This is a genomic window from Methanobrevibacter sp. UBA212 (assembly GCF_905233225.1).
Classification (GTDB): domain Archaea; phylum Methanobacteriota; class Methanobacteria; order Methanobacteriales; family Methanobacteriaceae; genus Methanocatella.
Window position 1 is genome coordinate 1 of sequence record NZ_CAJODJ010000008.1, and the last position, 18,424, is coordinate 18,424.

Sequence of the window (18,424 nt, forward strand, 5' to 3'; positions counted from 1 at the left end):
AATAGTTTAAACAACACCATATATAAAGATTTTCGAATGCAAGTGCTTACTTACATCTTAAAACACCAAAAAAACAACTTTACATTAGAATTTAATTAAAATAAAGAATTTAAAACAAGCAAATTAAATTCGGACCTTAAAAATTGAAAAAAGCTCGTCAGTCAAAGTCCCGCAAAAACCCATATTCCCCACAATCTCTTTGACCGGATTCATGATTGAATCTCACAAAGCCGGAAAGGTTCAATCCCAAAGGACATATTTTGACAAGACTCCACCCCATTTTAAACAAATTTATATAAAACAACAAATAAAAACATTAATATAAACAATTTTTAACGTAATGAAATTGAGGTATCAAATTGGAAAGCAACACGCCTTCAAAAGGTTTCAGACAAACACTTGCAGAATCGAAAAAGCACCTGATGGCTTATATTATCCTCATCGTCATACTTGGCCTTTCGACTGCCGGATGGAATAACATCACCCATCCCGAATTCGAGCTTATAACGCTTCTTTTAGTGAGCATTGTCGGAATCTTGTGCATCACATACTACTTCATGCACGACTCGGATGTAGAATTCCACAAGGTCGCATTTGTGGCAATAGTGTGCTTTGGAATAATTGCGGCTTTCATCGTGCCGATCTGTGATGTCAGCGACGAGACCGAACATCTTGCAAGGGCGGAGCTGACCTCAAGGGGAGTCTTCATCCCCCACTGGACCGGAGAGGACCTGGGCCTTGAAAGGGCCTACAACCTGACCGGACACAAGAGGATAGCCCACTACAACCCGGGCGCCGGCTATGACTCCATCGAAGCGGTCAACTTTTTCACTTCAGATTTGGGAAAAACGGTGGATCACACGCCATATGATACCGAAAAGATAAACTACACCGATAATCTCGTAATTTCAGCCTTTGAGCAGAACCCGTTTTATGGATACCTGCCTCAAGCTCTCGGAATGATTATAGCAAAGATGCTTGACTTGAACGTGATATGGCTCCTGTGGCTTGGAAGGATATTCAATCTCCTGTTCTATGCAGGGGTGATATCGCTTGCAATCAGAAAGACACCGATTCTTAAGATGCCCCTTTTTTTCGTTGCATGCCTTCCGATTTCGATTTACCAGGCGGCATCGCTGAGCATAGATTCCATGATAATAGGGCTGGGGATACTTGCTGTGGGATATTTCCTGTACATGTACTCCGCCAAAAAGGATTCGCTTGAAACCAGGGAGGTCATCAAGTTCTCTGCGCTGTGCCTGATTCTGGGCCTCTGCAAGCTACCTTACATGGCATTCATATTCCTCGTCATGCTTGTTCCGTCAGCCAACTTCAAAAAGGGCAGGAAAATTCTGCCGTACATCCTGATATGCATTGCAGCCATTGGAATTGCAGGAATCCTGTGGAGCAGATACTCCACGCCGACACTGCTGCATTCCTGGAGGTCAAGCCTTCGATTCATCGACTCAACAGCACAGATGCACTACATTGCAGACCATCCGGTATTTACGCTGAAGTTCATATCACAGCTTTTCACATATAACTTCTCACATATAGTGTACGGAGCCTTCAACTTCTTCGGAGCGGCCCAGAAGGTCCACTACTGCGACAGCTACCACCTGGTGGTGGCATCGATTCTGGCCTTTGGAGGGGTGACCCTTTTGGCATATCCGAAAAACATAAGATTCCGCAGAAAGACAAAGATCGGAGCGCTTCTGATAATCCTCATGATCTATATCGGAACCGGATTCATCCAGCTTCTGACATGGGCAAGCGTGGGATTCCTGAATCTGGGAATCACGACACGCTATTTCATACCGCTCTTTGCCCTATTTCCGGTCATGATTTCAATCAAAAGCAAAAGGCTTGCAAAAATCCGTGACAGCTATGACGGCTATGCGATGGTGCTTACAGTCGCATTCATGGCAGTGATGATACTTTCCTTTGCAACAAAATACTATTAGCGACATCACCACCAATATTTTCTAATTGAATGAAATTACCACTCACCTCAATTGGATTGAATATAAGCCATTAAAAAATTCAAAAGATGAATATTAAATAAGAAAACTTAAATATATATGGCTTAAATAAAATTAATCAGAGGTGACTCTATGAACAAAAATCTGATTATTGCAATTTTAATTATAGTAATTGTCGGAATTGCCGCTTTTATGGTATTTTCACACCCAGGCACAACCGGCAACAAGGTAAATACACAAATGAACATGTTAAGTGCAGCCTCATTGCAAAATGGGGACCAAATAGAATTCCAACTTAAGGACGACAAGGGAAATCTGCTATCCGGCCAAATGGTTGAAATCCAATTTAGCGACGGTGCAGGAAACAATGAAACATTCAAAGTGGTAACAGATACAAACGGTAAAGGATATCTTGTCTTGGAAGATGAATCTGCCGGAAGCCATGATTTCACTGCAACATATGCAGGAAACGGCAACTACAGCGGAAGCACCCTCAAGGAAACAATAACCATTACTGAAGGTGATTCCGATAGCGATGCAGGAGATTCATACAACTCAAGCACTGCAAACTCAGACACTCCATCAAACTCAAGTTCAAATTCAACCGACAGCAATTCAACAGACAATACTTTGAACTATGACAAGGAAAGCGGCCTTTATTATGATTCCAACGGAATCGTCCAGGGAGGCCAGTGTGACGGAATGTCCATCGACGACATAAGGAAAAACGGAGGAGATCCTTTCAAGGACATGGACTAAGGGGAAAATCAAATTCCCCCTTCTATTTTTTAATTTTTCAGCACAAAAAGAAAAACACCATCAGCCATTCAAAATATCCTCTTCACACAAACCAGTAACATCACAAATATCCTCAAGCGCAAAACCCCTCTCAAGCATATTCCTGGCAGTTTCAAGCTTGCCTTTATCCATACCCCTTTTCTCAGCACGACACAGCATTCCATCAATACGTGCACTTACAATATCCTTTTTCAAATCAATTACTTCCTGAGCAGACATTTTTAAACCTCTTATAACCTTTTCAATATTACCTTCTTCTGAAACGTACTTTCCAGCCCACAAGACCAAAGATTTCCTCAAGACTTCAAGCAAATTCTCATCAACAATGATATTATTGTATATATCAACCAATTCAACAACAACGCTTTCAATTTCCCTATCCCACCTATATTAAGGCATCCAAATCAAATCAGAAACGTCAAATGCATTGATTTTTTGATTGTTATCTATTTTGTACTTGATATTATTTAACCTTACCGAACCTTCGATTTCTTGGGTGTTGATGAACAAAGGATTGTAGAATGAATTAGGGCTTGCGAATTCAATTGTTGATTTAGGTATTTCCCCCGTATTGAATATAAATGGGTGAATGAACCTGCCTGAAGCCCTGTGAAGAGTAGTCATGTATGAAAAACGAGTTTAAATAAATACTGACAAGACATTGGAATTTTTCAATGAATTTCCAATCAAACAAAATGAAAAAATGATGGAGCATATACATTCGATTTTAAATTTTACTTTAAAAATGAAAAAGCTTTGCATAAATTAAAAAAATGGTTAATTAAAAATAAGGTTTAGGCTAGATGATTAATTTAAATTAGGTGAGGATTAAAGTAAATTAATCATAAATGTCGGGCACCGTATCCTGAAAATTGTGCTGAATTGATGACAGCACCAAATCCAATCTGAGGTCACTGCCCTGAGGATGTGCAGCGCCTGATGCATAAATGCTGTCAATAGCTGCATCATGTGGACCCGGCAATGGTCTTTCCGGTGAATGTGCAGAAACAAGGCATGCCCCCACCAATATCACTGACAGTACGATAATATCTAAAGTAATTTTTTTCATGGTTAGTAGTATTGAAAAAAGGAGTATTTAAAGTTTTTCGACTGTAAATGCTTGCTTGCATCTTAAAATTAAAAAATATTTGATTTAAAAAAAGAAAGAATAAAAATAAGGAATTCAATCCTTATTTTTTAACTTTTACAGTGTATTTTTTGGTAACTTTGCCGTAGGTTGCCTGATATTTAACCTTTTTGCCGACTTTAAGTTTCTTGAGCACTTTTTTCTTGATGGTAACTTTAGCAACACCTTTCTTGTTGGTTTTAGCTTTGTATTTTTTGCCTTTGAACTTGAAGATAATCTTCTTGCCTTTGGCAGCTTTACCGTTGATTTTTAAAGTAGCTTTTGGCGGATTTTTTGACTTTAACCTTTTTAAGGGTCAGTTTGATTTTGTCTTTCTTTTTAGCCGGAGTTACAGGTTTTTTAGTTACAGTGAATGAAGTAGTCTTTTCGCTGTAGCCAAATATTCCGGTTGCAGCAAAGATTGCTGTAGCAGTGTATGGACCTGCAGCAAGGTTAGGAACATTTATGGTACCTTTACCGTTTACAACTGAAACAGTGTAGTTTTTGTTTGCGATTGTAACGGTGACATTACCTGAGAATGTTGCATTAGTTGTAACGGTTACAACAGCAGGGTTTCCTTCCTGAATGTTTGCAATAGCTATTGTCAGTGCAGGGTCAATCGGATTTACAACAGTATCGGCCAATACCATGGAACTGCCTGAAAATCCAATGAATGAAACGCTGACCTTGTGGGTTCCTGTTCCAAGACCATCGAATTCGAGATATTTGACTCCTTCATCATCATCCCATTCAAGGTCCCATATGTCCTTAACGGTGGATTCTCCATCGATTGTCACATTGACTTCACCGAAGACATTGTCCGGAACTGAGAATATTATCCTGTCTCCAACAATGTCAACACTGAAATCGTCAGCGGCAAGCTCCTTGAAGAAGTAAGTGTAGTCAGCATCGTTTGCAGCTTCGGTTCCTCCTTCATAGCTAACATCAACTTCATAATAGCCTGTCAAATTGGAGCATCCTTCTAAATCGCTTAAACGAATTACAAGAGCTGCAAGACCACCATGCCAATCTAACTCGGAGATGTCCTTTTTGAAGCAGACAGTTTCGTTTTCGCCGTCAAGATAAACTGAGACAGTTACATTTCCATAAACGATATCTGTTTTAATGTCGCCTTCCCTAAGTTGGAACCATGCTATAACAGGGTCCTGGTCACATCCCCAGTATATGGTTTCACCATCTTCAGGCATGTTAATCACAAGATTGGAGATTAAATTAACCTTACCTTTCAGTGAAAGGTTCTGATAGGTGACGTTTAATTCATATTCACCAATGCCAATGTCCAAATCATCTGCACGGATAAGATAACACTCATTAATATCATCATAGGAACAATTTGTTAAAGCAATGGAAATAGGGTCTCCATTTTCTATACGGATGGTTACGTTAGTGCTGTTGTCCTTTGCAGTAATGATAATGAATGCCCCATCAGGAATTATTGTAGGTGTAGGAATAATTTCAATGGTTACGTTATCATCCTGAGCGATTTGCGGTTCAAAGAAGTAGATTTCGTCTCCATCGCCGTTATCCCATATAGGATCCTCATCATCGTCCTCATCATAAATCTCAATGAATACATCATATTCACGAGCCTCATAATCGGATTTGTTCAAATCATTGAAATCAATATGATAATAACCGAACAGTGGGGTATCAGGAATTGGAATCAAATCATTCAATGATATTTCAAAGGACTCATTGTCTAAAAATATTACAACGCTTCCTTTAAAGTCATATAATGCCCTTACAACAACAAAGTCTGTGTAATTCCAATCGTCTTTCATGAGAACATCGTGTGCAACGATTTCAGCGCTTGCCCTTCCACAAATTATGTCAATAGTGGAACTCAAATTAAGCACTTCAGTGCCCTCGCCGTCGTAGTAGGTGACATTTATAGGATAGCTTCCTTCCTCGAAACCTTCGATATCCTTTACGGTTAGAGTGTATACCCAACCCTCACCATCATCATCATCTGGTTCATCCAAGGTAATGTTCCAATCATCGCCTATCCAAACAACTACCTTGCCTTTTTCGTTATCGGCAATTACTTCAACGATTGGATCAGGGTCATCCTCATCAATGTCGCCTACATCAAAGATCAGATAGTCGAATATTTCTATGCTTGCGTTTTCATTTTTGACATATTTCCTCTCTACGATTCTAACATAACTTTCAGCAATTATCTCCAAATCATCATTGCGATAGATTGCACAAAATTCATAAATGCCCGGAGCATATAATTTAGTTAAATTCTCAAGTGGAATTTCATATCTGTCGATGTCAGTTTCCCAACCAAGGGAGCTAGGTTCCATGTCTGCTAAATATTTTTCAAATACAGTCTCAAGATTATCATCAACTACAAGAATGCTGCCTTCGTTGAATCCTTTAGGAACAATTAGTTCTACTAAAACATGAGCACTTGAACCGATTGCACATAAATCGGAAAATTCAATAGGGTTTTCAAACTCATATGTGTAGTTTTCAAACAGAACATCACCGGTATCGTTGTTATATATAGCGAATGAATATTCCTTTTCGACTTCAGTAATGTTTAATTGCTTTAAAGTAAATCCAGTATAATCCCCAGCATCCTCTTCGGTTATTAATTTAGTGATGACAGGCTCATCATTCACATAAATAGTGATGTTAGTGCCTACACTGTTTTCAGGACAATATACAAAGAATAAATCCTCTTTATAGAAGATGGATGCAATTTCATCATCAATGAATGCTCTGAATTTGGAATTGTCCACGATGCTTAAGTCATCATCGACTATGGTTTCGAGATCATCATCTATATCCCCATCGGACGGAAGGTATCCTGCAAAAAAGCCATCATAATAACCTATGCTTAAGTTCAAGTCAGCTCTTGTAAAGTTCATTACAGTACCCAAATCAGCCGGAGTGAGTTCAATTGTCTTAACTACAACTATATCCTCCTCATCAGAATCAAAGTTGTATCCTATGACAAGATAACCGTCAGCAAACCTGTCAAAAATGTAGGCGCTGACTACAACTGTTGTGTTATCATTAATATCGATTTCTTCATCAGTTATAAATGAATTTTTATCGATGCAGACTGTTCCAACAACAGTCTCGTTTATGGTATTGTCGTCGTTGTAGTATGTGGCATTGATATTGTACACACCGGATTTAATCTTCAAGTCAGCAGGGAAGATATAATATCCGTCATATGAATTGAATTTATGTTTCATCCAGTCTGTGTTGTATGTCATGTTCGCAAGAGTATTGTTGTAATACTCCTCATTGGTGTCTGTATCGAAAACTACAAGTCTGCCGGTGTCGCGTGGCTCGCCGGTTTCAAGTCCGACAACTTCCGTATCACGATCGACCAGTATAGAGTCCTCTTCGATATAAAGATCTCCATTACTTTCATTTTCACCTATGTCGTTGTCATCATCTGCGATGATGTCAACGTCGTCGCTGGCTGTCACGTTGTCCAATGCAGCATCATCGGACGCACTGACAGCACCTATTGTTAAAACAGCCAACAGCAGTAAAGCTATTAGCATTATCTTTTTGTATTTCATAATTAACCTCTCTAAAATCTCCAAATTGAATATAAACAGTTGTTTACTTGTGTTTAAAACAAGGAAAAACATCATCATATCCAATCACTTTTAAGGTTTGTTTTAGATAGGATATAAGTCATATAAAGTAAGTACTTTCAATTGAAAGTCTGTTTTGCCGACATAACCTATCGAAACTCCCTCTAAACTCAACATATTCATATGAATACAATAATTATTTTTCATTGTAAAATTATATATAACTTCTTATTTTTTCCCAAAAGATGAATGAATACCCTAATCAAAAATATGTAATGAATTATGTTTAATTTTCTAAAAGAAGAAGGTTTTCATTTGCATTCTGTTTAATTTTAATGAAAAATTATAGAAATCCGTCAAGTAATAAAAATTAAAATACAATTAATTCTAATGATTGCGAACAAAAATTTATACAAAAAAGAACACCAATAAACAATCCCTATTCTGCATCTTAAAGGGGTTGGAATGACAGAGATTGGCAAAACAAAAAATTTAATCCCAAATCATTGAAAAAATTGGAGTTTTAGGACACCGCCCAAAATGCTTAGTTTAAAAAAAAGAAAAATAAAAATAAGGAATCAAATCCTTATCTTTTAACTTTTACAGTGTATTTTTTGGTAACTTTGCCGTAGGTTGCCTGGTATTTAACCTTTTTGCCGACTTTAAGTTTTTTGAGCACTTTTTTCTTGATGGTGACTTTAGCTACACCTTTCTTGTTGGTTTTAGCTTTGTATTTTTTGCCTTTGAACTTGAAGATAATCTTCTTGCCTTTGGCAGCTTTACCGTTGATTTTTAAAGTAGCTTTTGGCGGATTTTTTGACTTTAACCTTTTTAAGTGTCAGTTTGATTTTGGTTTTCTTAGCAGGAGTTACAGGTTTTTTAGCTACAGTGAATGAAACTGTCTTTTCACTGTAGATAAATATTCCGGTTGCAGCAAAGATTGCTGTAGCAGTGTATGGACCTGCAGCAAGGTTAGGAACATTTAATGTACCTGTACCGTTTACAATTGTAACATTGTATTCTTTGTTTCCAATTTTTACAACCACATTACCGGAGAATGTTGCGTTGGTTGTGATTTTAACAACGGCAGGGTCTCCTTCAAGAATGTCATCAACAGAGATGGTCAAGTTAGGGTCTATGCGTTCCAATACGTTGACATTAATAGCATCAGACGCATGCTGTATGTAATGATCCTTATATAATTCTAATTCGTCGTCAGCAACCATATAATGAAGCATTATCATATTTTTGCCGACAGGTAAACTACCGAGGACAAATGAAAATGATTTTTCTTCACTATCATACATTTTAGCTATGTCGTCACTGCCAAATTTAGCAATGACATCAACATCAGGACCCATTGGGCTCCAACTTTTAATTAACGCCACTTCCAATTTTGCAGCCATGGAAGGGTCATAATCCCCATCGAATGTGATGGTTACATCATCACCTTCATAATAGGATTCATCCTCCGTATCTGCATTCATGGATAAGATGGAGAATTGACTGTTATCGAAAAATGTTTCAACACCGCTGGAGTCCCTTAATGTAATATAAACATCATAGTCGCCACGTTTCAAGAATCTTGCATATCCCTCATCATCCCACTGGTCTACAAAATCATCATTCCAGCGGATATCATGGTCTGCAGGGTCATAATAACCTGCCTCTTCGTCATTAAGATAAATTACAAATATTCCGTCAACAGGAGCACCTAACTTGAATATCATGTAGGTATCTTGAGTGTAGTATGCATCATTGAACTCCACACTGTTTACACCCACAATAACCTCAACATCAGCAGTTGCGTCATTTATGAAAGTGTTATTTTCATCAAAAACTTGGACTCCTAAAGTGTATTTTCCACTTTCATCAATATTGAAATCATTTAAGACGATTTCACGGCCTGGAGGATCCATACTCCATCCTAAGCCCGCAAGACGTATATCTCCACCAATCTGTGTTCCGTCAACGAAAACATTTACATAACCATCGAAATCCTCATCAACTTGAACAATGAAGACTTGGTGTTGAATGTCTCCAAACGCATCGCCGTCAGGAGCACTAATATCCAATTCATTTCTAACTTCAACGAATCCAATATTATAAATTAGCTCTTCACCGCCTTTTGTGAAATTGACCATGATCTTGTACTTACCAGGCACAGCAAGATTTAAATCACTGCATTTCAATACATAAAATGGACCTTCATCATCCTCTTCAGTCATGTTTTCAAGTTCGCTTACTTTGAATGTTTTTACAATGTCTTCACTGCCTTCTTTTGAGATTGTGACCTTGAATTCCCCATCCGCATCTTCAATTTTTGTAAACTTGATGACCCAATCGTCATTATATGCATTTACTTCATCATAAATATAAGGATTGATATAGATTGTGACATCATCAGTTTCAATATAGTAGTTTCCTTTACCTTCATCATCATAAAATTGAACAAGGAAACTGTAATCTGATTCCATGTCGTCAAGGTCATCCATCTCAAACAGGTCACTGACTGATATGACAAATACACCATTATCCAAGAGATTAGCAATATTTAATGTAACATTTCTTTCATCATCCCCCAAGATGTAGACAGTAAAATTATCATTAATTTTTTCATAAACGGCAGATACAGGAATTGCAATGATAGGCTCATCGTTAACCGCATTTGCTTCTTCTGCAATATCTGCATATTCTGTGAGATCATAACCTTTACCTGCAAGTCCTTCGAGTTCAGAGAAGTAAACTTTATTATTTACTTTATCATAATCGATGCTGCATTCAACGGATGCTATTTCATCTTCATCCTCATCGAGGAATGCTATTGTAAAGCTGCCTTCACGTAAAAAATCATCAATCCAATCTTCTTCTATAAGTTTTAAAGCAATGGCGTATACTGTGCCGTCATCAACAGGTACTCCAACCATATCCTCTATAGATGATTTGAAGTAGGCAAACTCGTTCCCATCATCATCTTCAACATAAATGACAATGCACCCTTTAAGCCCGACAGGAACTGAAACGGAAGCGAAAACCCCACCTATATCATCAGGTAGGAAAAAAGGATATGAATCAGCAATAGTTATGTTAACATCATTCTCATCCTCATCATCAATGAATTGGAAATATGATTCTGTGACTTTGAGTGTTGCCAAGTCACCATAATCGTCATCTTCCTCCCCATTAACAATGAAGTCAAAGTAAATGGAATTTCCATCTTTAAGAGCATTCAGATTAGTCAAATCTCTCAAATATACATTACATACAAGGTCTTGTGTACTTTCATTAATGGTCCACTTGTTTTCCAAATCACCCATTATTTCAGCTCTGAACAATTCAACATCCTGATCATCCCCAGCATCTGTGGAAATTACGAATGCACCGCTTTTAGTGGTATTCGAAACGACCATGCTTGCAACATATGCATCAGGATTATAACCCTCGCCTTTAGTTATAATCTTTTCATCAGTATAAAATGCACCATATTCATCTTCTTTTCCATCATCATTTCCGCCATCACCCTCTGCGATGATGTCAACGTCATCATTGGCTGCCACATTGTCCAATGCAGCATCATCGGATGCGCTGACAGCACCTATTGTCAAAACTGCCAACAGCAGCAATGTTATTAGCATCATCTTTTTATATTTCATAATTAACCTCTCTAAAATCTCCAAATTGAATATAAACACTTGTTTACTTGTGTTTAAAACAAGGAAAACGCCATCATACCCAATCACTTTTAAGGTTTGTTTTAGATAGGATATAACTCACATAAAGCAGATACTTTCAATTGAAAGTCTGTTTTGGCAGACATAACCTATCCCAACTCCCTCCCAATTCAATTTAAAACATATTCATATGAATACAATAGTTATTTTTCATTGTAAAATTATATATAACTTCTTATTTTGTCCTAAAATTGAATTTAAAGGCTCCAATCAAAATAGGAATGAATTCTGTTTAAATTAATAAAGAAATAGGCCTTATTTTGAATCTTGTTAATTTCTGTGAGAAATTTATGGAATCTGTCAATAAAATATGTAAAAAAATAAAAAGAATAGGTTTGAAAAACCTATCTGGTAGTGTACCATACGACAGCCTTGTAAGGGGTGTATCCCTTTATCAGCTTGGTGGAGAGGTGTGCGCTTGAGCCCTTCACCGTCTTTGTCTTTACCTTGCCGTTCTTGTTTTTGAAAAAGAATTTGGCCTTGACAAGCTTTGTGTGGTGGGGCTCGATGTCGCCATTGTTTCCGTTTCCGAAATACCATGATGTCACGCCTGTCCCCTTGGAGAACTGCATGTTGCCCTTGTATTCCACATATCCAGCTATGGCATCGCCGTTCTTAAGTATCTTTGCCTTTGTGGCCCAGAGAACTCCCGGCTTGAAATTATGAATCTTTACTGTGGTCTTTGATGTCTTGGCGGCGCTTGCCTCATGTGCTGAAGCCGCACAGATGATGACCGCTGCCACCAAAAGAATCAATAGAACAATCAGATATCTCTTGTTGAATCTCATTTTATCACTAGATTATATTTTTGCATTGAAAGTATTTAAAAAAATCGAAAAACGGGTCAAATTTTCATGACAAAAGAATATAAATAGTACCTAAAGATATATCTTTAACTGTAACACTCTCCCGTGTTACACTAAAAAAATTTTTTAGTTTAAGTTCTAAAGGTTCCTTTGAGCCTTTAGGCTTAACCCTGCTTGTTTTTAAAAAAAGTTATAGAATCACTTCATAGAGCCTTGTCTCGTTTGTCACGCCGATGAGTATGCCCCTGTCATTTTGAACATATCCGAAATAGTGCAGGTCGTTTTCAGTGTAGTTCCATCCTTCATGCCCGTTTATCTTGGACTTTACCGCTCCGTCCTTATATAGCTCATTCAGGCTCATTCCCATCCAGTCGGAAATTACAGTTATCACGATTTCGCCCTTCCATTCGTTGATGTAAAAGCATGTCTGTCCGTTTGATCCGAGTTCATTGAATTCCTCATCGGCCTTGGACTCGCCGAAGCCTTCGGGGATTGTGAAGTCCACTCCCTCGAATGTTATGTTTTTTGTCTGGTTGGAATAGTTAACGTTTTCAGCTGCGCATGCCACACCCAAAAACAGGAATGCGAGAAGCATGAGCAAAATCACCTTGACCTTCATAATACTTAATTGTCTTCAATACAAATAAATATTTCCCCCGCAGGCGAAAAAAAGATGCAAAGAATATGAAAGGAAGATGTGATGATTTGCCGATTGAAACCTAAAAGTATTAAAATAATCGATGACAAAGTAAACTTATTTGATATGTAAAATATAATTCAAAAAAGGGGTGACGGCAATGGATACGGATTCACTGAAGTACGGAGTTTTCTCATTTATAATACCGGGCCTGGGCCAGTATATCAACGGCGACAGGCAATGGGCCCTCGGACTCTTCGCAGGGGCAATACTCATCCACATATTCATATGGTTTTTCATGAACAATGCCCTCGGAAGCATAGCACAGACCCTATACCATCTCTACGCTGGATTTGACGCCTTCAAAAAATACTAAAAAAAGAAATAGGGCAAACGGTTACTCGTTTGCCGGTTTTGCCCTGGTTAAAACTATTGCAGATACCGCTACGGCCACAAGGATTATGATATCCACGATTATCTCAAATGGCTGTGCGGTTTTAAGCATCTTGACCAATCCGTTTGCCCACATCAATATCAAAAAGCATGGAAGCACGTATTTGATTACAAGTTTCCATGTTCTTCCCACATTGATGATTGACAGTCCGTTGAGAGCCGGAAGGAACTTGTCGAGTCCATAAAACCATGCGAATATGATGCACTGGATGGCTATCAATACCAGTATCCCGTACTCATTTACAAAGGTGTCGATTATGCCTACAAGATAGCTGCTTATGCCTGATGTGAGAATCAGTGATATCACACAGCCCACAATGCTCAGCACAGTTGCGGTTTTCTTCCTTGACCATCCGAGCTTGTCTGAAGTGGTGCTCAGAATAGGCTCCAGGAAACCGAGTGCTGAAGTGATTCCCGCAAAGAGTATTGCAAGGAACAGCAGAGGTGCCAGAATTCTTCCAATCGGCCCCATTATATTGAATATCATCGGGAAAACGATGAATATGAGACCCGTACCTTCGGTAATGAGCTGAACCATCGGCGTTCCGTTGGTGAGTGACATGTATCCCAGGATTGAAAACACCCCGAAGGCGGTACAGATTTCAAACAGGGAATTTGATGCAACCACAATGAACACATTGTTTATGAGCTTTGAGTTTTCAGGCAGGTAGCTTGCATATGTAGTCGCAATGGCCTGTCCCATACTCAGGGAAAAGATTATCTGTGCAAATGCCGCAAGCCAGATGTTCACATCGGCAAGCTTTGACCAGTCAGGAGTCAAAAGGGTATTTACGCCTATGCCCGCTCCCGGAAGGGTCAGCGCATAGATGATGATGAACCCCATTATGACAAAGAGCGCCGGAATGAGGATTTTTGAAACCCTTCCGATTCCCTTGTCGACATTTCTGTGTGCAATGAACCACAGCGCAATCCACATGATGATGACACCGACTGCGGTAGGTATCAAAAGGAAACTGGCGTTGCTGAGGTTGGAGCTTCCTCCGACAGTGCTTACGAAGTACTGGGCAGTGTCCACTCCCCAGCTGAACGTGAAGCTGGATGCCAGATATACCAGGTCCCAGCTCAGGATGACCATATAATAAATCGTAACCACAAATACGAGCAAAACCAGAATCCAGGCTATTATCTCAAATTTCGGATCTATCTTTTTCATGATACTCGAAAAGGATTCTCTGAACGTGAATCCGACACCATACTCCAATATTAAAAATGGAATTCCCATTATAAGTATTGCAATAAGGTATGGGATGAAAAATGAACCTCCACCATTGGAATAGAGCACATAGCTGAACCGCCAGATATTTCCCAATCCGACAGCCGCTCCGATCATGGCGAAAATAAATGCTGCAGACGAATCCCACTGATTTTGTTGTGACATGATAATAGTTATGTAAAAATGTATATAATAATCTTTACACATTTTAATATAATGAATGTATTTGACAAATTTTTAATGGGCGAAACCACAGGGATACAGTGGTGCTTTGAAAACAGGCATTTCATCAACAGGCTCCAGGACAACGGATTGAGCAGAGAATATGTCGTTGACTGCATAATGATGGAAGAGCCGGTAAGCTATGAGCATGTTGAGGAAGACAAGTATGCCGTTGTCTACAAGGCACCTGAAAACAAGGACTACAAGGAAATAAGAGTCATCATGGCATGCAAGGGAAACTCAATCGACCTCGTAACTGTCATGAGAAACAATGAAACCACAACCAGCCGCCAGAACAGGCAGTACCAGTCCGACAAGAAAAAGGCTATCGAGAAAAAAAGGTTGAAGGCATTGTCCAAAAGGAAATGGTAATTTAAAAAAAAGAAAATTCAGGATTTAAAGGAGAAAAGCTTTAAACCTTTTTGAAATTGAAGTTGCAGCTGATACCTATTCTAAAGAGTATAATTCCCATAGCCCCACCGGCCTTGGCCATTTTTGCATCCTTCAAAAGGGTGGAGTGGGATAGCTTTGCAATGTTGTTTTCGGAATGGTATGTCTGAAGGCCTGTCCAGATCTGCGCTCCGTTTGACTGGCCGACAAATGTCTTTGTAACTGACTTGATCCATGACCTTGGCTGTCCGTAGCTTCCCTTATAAACCATCGGCAGGAGACAGTCACAGTATTTGCTTAGTGTAGGAACGTCCTGACCGTAATAGTAGTGCATCATCTTCGGCTCGGGCATAAGCGCAAGGGAAACCATGCAGTTAGGCCTTGCCTTATGGATTTTTATGCTTGCCTTCTTGACAAAGTAATTGATGGAATCCACCGCATGAGGGTGCTTGTGGGCTGTTCCACCATATCTCATGTAATCAAAGTGAACGCCGTCGACTCCCTTGATTTTGGAATAGTATACCGCTTTCTTTACCTTCTTGTTCATGAATCCGTATTTGAGCTTTCCATGGTCATCCACAAGGGAAACCCATTTTCCGCCGGAGTATGCCACCTGCATCCAAAGGTGAACCTTGATTCCGCGTTTGTGAGCCTTTTTGATAAATGAAACGACATATTTCTTTCCATAGCTTCCAATCGCATCAACGTGAAGGAAAAGATGTTTTGTTCCTTTTTTGGCCAGGCTCTTGAGGCTTATGCTTTTCATATGGGCCGGCCACAGCCAGTATCCGTTACCTTTTGCCATCTTTGCCCTGACCTTGATTTTGGCAGAGCCGCTTGAACCCAGATATGGGGAGGTCTTTGCAAAGGAATAGGTCACCTTGCGTGTTCCCTTCTTGAGGTTCAAAAAGATTTTTGCGTTTCCGTACTTGTTTGTCTTTGCCGTATAGGTTTTGCCTGAAACCTTGAATGTCACCCACTGGTTTTTGATTGGCTTGCCGTTTGCATCAACAAGCTTTACAAAGAAAAGGCATTTTGAGCCCTGACGGTAGATGATGTTTTTGTCTCCCTGTTTCAGCTGGGTCTTTGTAGGGGCCTTGACGGTGACTGCACATGTTCCTGTCGCATTGGAAGTTGCATTGTCTCCCTCATAATAGCATGTTGCAGTGTAGCTTCCCGCCTTGAGGCTTACTGAAAGTATGGCAACCCCGTTGGCATCGGTATTTCTGTAGTATGTTGCACCGGCCACATTAATGGACACCGGCTTGTATGCCAGTGCCTTGCTGTCTGAAGTCAGCTTGAAAGTCAAATCGCTGTTGAATGACTCATATCCGGTTACATCCGATGAGGTTATGCTTGAAGCGGCCTTCTCATCGGTGCCTACATCTTTCTCATTGACCTCTTGTCCTAATGTCTCGTCTGCGACATCATCGCTCAACTCGACTTCGGACTCATCAAGTGCCAGAGTGTCCGCATCCCCAAAAGCATCTGTGGCATTATCGCCTGCAGATACTGCTGACACGGACGCAATGGCCAATAAGATCATCAGTAATAATAATATTCTCTTCATTTATATCGCCTTGAAATTAATGTTGTTGTATAAACCGTATCTGAACAGGATGACACCGTTTGCGCCTCCATTAACTGCAGCGCGCACATCGCCCATCAGTTCCTTGGCAGGAATCTTTTTGAGGCTGGCGTCGGACCTGTATGTCTGGAGTCCGGTCCAGATTTTGGCCTTTTTGGACTGCTTTGCAAATGTCTTGGTCACCCACTTGATCCATTTGGTTCCGGCATGGTAGTTGCCCTTATAAACCATCGGAAGAATCGCATCCAGGTACTTGCCCATTGTCTTGATGTCCTGGGCATAATACTGCTTCATTGCGGAAGGCTCCGGCATCACCGCTGCGGAAACTATAAGCTTTTTGCTGACGCTGTGAACCGCCTTTGTGGCCTTCTTGATGAACGTATTGATTGCCTTTACGGAATTTGGATAGCTGTGGGCATTTCCAGGATATCTCACATAGTCGAAGTGAACTCCTGCAATTCCCTTGATTTTGGCATAGCCCTTGGCTTCCTTGACCTTTGAGTTGATGAGGCTATAGTCTATCTTGCCGTTTTTTACAGGGTTCTGCCAGTTTCCCGCTCCGTAGAACACCTGCATCCAGAGGTGGACCTTTACGCCGTAGGATTTTGCGGTCTTTACCCACTCCTCGACACCGGATTTTCCGTAGAGTTCAACTGCCTTGAAGTTTAAAAACACATGCTTGAATCCGTTCTCTTTAAGTGTCTTGAGATTTACTGACTTCATGTCCCTTCCAAAGAGCCACATACCATTGTTTGTAGGAACAGGAGGTCTGACCTTTATCTTGAAGGTTTTTGAAGCCTTGTTGTATACCTTTGTCTTTGAAAATGAGGCCTTAATCTTGTATTTGCCCACCTTCAGTTTGATTTTAAGACTCACAACACCTTTTGAATTTGTCTTTTTGGTGTATTTCTTGCCTTTGAGAGTCAGGATGACCTTTTTGGATTTGAGGGGATTTCCCCTTGAGTCGGTGAGCTTGACTTTAAAGTAGTTTGTCTTCTTGCTCCTGTAGATTACAGAGTTCGCCTTGACTATCTTTGTAGGCATTCCCTTCTTGGATGTAATCTTGGCTGTGCCTGAAACCGGATTTATGTTCTGTTCGCCGGCATAGGAATAGCTTAAGGTATATTTTCCCTTAGGCAGGTTTATATTGATGCTTGCCTGACCTTTGGAATTGGTCCTTTTGGTGTATGTCTTGCCCTTGAGCTTAAATGTGACTGGCCTGTCTGCAAGGGGAGTGTCACCGGCAGTCAGTGTTACGGTGTATGTGTTTGTAACGCCGATATAGGCCGTATAGGATGGCGCCTTTATCTTGGATACGGATGAGGCAATCACCTGAATCTTTGTTGAGTTTTCACAACCCATGTAGCCTTCGCCGCTGAATGAGTATCTGACTGTGTATTCACCAGGATTGGAGTTGATTAGAAGTTTTGCAACGCCGTTTTCATCGGTTGTGGCATTTGAAACCACCTTGTTGAAAGTGAAAGCGACTGATTTGTTTGCAATCGGGGATGAATTGCTGTTCGAAAGTCTTACGGAGAATTCATGTCCCTTGACAATGTTTTTGTCATCGCTTTTGATTGTGGTTTGAAGTTGTGGTGAATCTTCAATTTCAGGTGATTGGCTGGCTTCATTTATTTGCTTCTCATCAGCAGAATCCACTGTTACAGCATCTTGAGCGTCTGCCTGCTGAGCAACATCAACATCGGTTTGGTTAACCGCACCAGCCGCTCCCATCACAAAAAACAGAACCAGCGCAATTGACAAAATCAATGCCTTATTTTTTATCGAAATTTTTTCACCTTCCATTTAAATGTTTGTTACATTTTCTATTTAAAATCATATATAAATCTTTTTAATAAGAAATTCCTAT

15 protein-coding genes are annotated in these 18,424 nt (G+C 39.8%); 5 read left to right on the forward strand and 10 right to left on the reverse strand.

Annotation, left to right across the window (positions count from 1 at the left end):
- The first annotated feature begins 359 nt into the window (after positions 1-359).
- Positions 360-1,964 (forward strand): DUF2142 domain-containing protein, encoded by a 1,605-nt coding sequence (locus QZ138_RS02680; RefSeq protein ID WP_292885917.1) that lies wholly within the window; start codon positions 360-362, stop codon positions 1,962-1,964.
- A gap of 150 nt (positions 1,965-2,114) precedes the next feature.
- Positions 2,115-2,741: an Ig-like domain-containing protein gene (locus QZ138_RS02685; protein ID WP_292885919.1), complete on the forward strand. Its 627-nt coding sequence runs from the start codon at positions 2,115-2,117 to the stop codon at positions 2,739-2,741.
- Positions 2,742-2,801: 60 nt separating this feature from the next.
- Here QZ138_RS02685 and QZ138_RS02690 read toward each other — a convergent pair whose 3' ends face one another.
- The 6 genes from QZ138_RS02690 to QZ138_RS02715 all read right to left on the reverse strand — a co-directional run bounded on the left by QZ138_RS02690 (position 2,802) and on the right by QZ138_RS02715 (position 11,772).
- Entirely contained in the window at positions 2,802-3,131 is a 330-nt protein-coding gene (locus QZ138_RS02690; protein WP_292885920.1) for a hypothetical protein, read from the reverse strand.
- Between the two features lie 39 nt (positions 3,132-3,170).
- Complete coding sequence (locus QZ138_RS02695) at positions 3,171-3,404, reverse strand: hypothetical protein (RefSeq protein ID WP_292885922.1); 234 nt, start codon at positions 3,402-3,404, stop codon at positions 3,171-3,173.
- A gap of 214 nt (positions 3,405-3,618) precedes the next feature.
- Entirely contained in the window at positions 3,619-3,849 is a 231-nt protein-coding gene (locus tag QZ138_RS02700) for a hypothetical protein (RefSeq protein ID WP_292885924.1), read from the reverse strand.
- A gap of 314 nt (positions 3,850-4,163) precedes the next feature.
- On the reverse strand, positions 4,164-7,475 hold the full coding sequence (locus QZ138_RS02705; protein ID WP_292885927.1) for an Ig-like domain-containing protein: 3,312 nt from the start codon (positions 7,473-7,475) through the stop codon (positions 4,164-4,166).
- 797 nt (positions 7,476-8,272) lie between these two features.
- Complete coding sequence (locus QZ138_RS02710) at positions 8,273-11,146, reverse strand: Ig-like domain-containing protein (RefSeq protein ID WP_292885930.1); 2,874 nt, start codon at positions 11,144-11,146, stop codon at positions 8,273-8,275.
- Positions 11,147-11,568: 422 nt separating this feature from the next.
- A complete protein-coding gene (locus QZ138_RS02715; protein ID WP_292885933.1) occupies positions 11,569-11,772 on the reverse strand; it encodes a hypothetical protein in 204 nt (67 codons plus the stop codon).
- Positions 11,773-11,899: 127 nt separating this feature from the next.
- Here QZ138_RS02715 and QZ138_RS02720 point away from each other — a divergent pair, with 127 nt between their 5' ends.
- Positions 11,900-12,082, forward strand: coding sequence for a hypothetical protein (locus tag QZ138_RS02720; protein ID WP_292885936.1), 183 nt, complete (start codon positions 11,900-11,902; stop codon positions 12,080-12,082).
- A 138-nt stretch (positions 12,083-12,220) separates the two neighbouring features.
- Here QZ138_RS02720 and QZ138_RS02725 read toward each other — a convergent pair whose 3' ends face one another.
- The gene (locus QZ138_RS02725) at positions 12,221-12,649 is read right to left on the reverse strand and encodes a hypothetical protein (RefSeq protein ID WP_292885939.1); all 429 of its coding nucleotides are present in this window, start codon (positions 12,647-12,649) and stop codon (positions 12,221-12,223) included.
- A gap of 178 nt (positions 12,650-12,827) precedes the next feature.
- On the opposite strand from QZ138_RS02725, the gene QZ138_RS02730 reads away from it, so the two are divergent.
- Positions 12,828-13,043, forward strand: coding sequence for a hypothetical protein (locus QZ138_RS02730; protein ID WP_292600535.1), 216 nt, complete (start codon positions 12,828-12,830; stop codon positions 13,041-13,043).
- A 21-nt stretch (positions 13,044-13,064) separates the two neighbouring features.
- Here QZ138_RS02730 and QZ138_RS02735 read toward each other — a convergent pair whose 3' ends face one another.
- A complete protein-coding gene (locus tag QZ138_RS02735; protein ID WP_292885942.1) occupies positions 13,065-14,519 on the reverse strand; it encodes a sodium-dependent transporter in 1,455 nt (484 codons plus the stop codon).
- 51 nt (positions 14,520-14,570) lie between these two features.
- Here QZ138_RS02735 and QZ138_RS02740 point away from each other — a divergent pair, with 51 nt between their 5' ends.
- Complete coding sequence (locus QZ138_RS02740; RefSeq protein ID WP_292885945.1) at positions 14,571-14,948, forward strand: hypothetical protein; 378 nt, start codon at positions 14,571-14,573, stop codon at positions 14,946-14,948.
- A 40-nt stretch (positions 14,949-14,988) separates the two neighbouring features.
- On the opposite strand, the gene QZ138_RS02745 is transcribed toward QZ138_RS02740, so the two are convergent.
- Together QZ138_RS02745 and QZ138_RS02750 are read right to left on the reverse strand one after the other, a co-directional pair.
- Complete coding sequence (locus QZ138_RS02745) at positions 14,989-16,536, reverse strand: hypothetical protein (RefSeq protein WP_292885948.1); 1,548 nt, start codon at positions 16,534-16,536, stop codon at positions 14,989-14,991.
- Complete coding sequence (locus QZ138_RS02750) at positions 16,537-18,360, reverse strand: putative glycoside hydrolase (protein WP_292885951.1); 1,824 nt, start codon at positions 18,358-18,360, stop codon at positions 16,537-16,539. It lies immediately after the preceding gene.
- Positions 18,361-18,424: the final 64 nt, after the last annotated feature.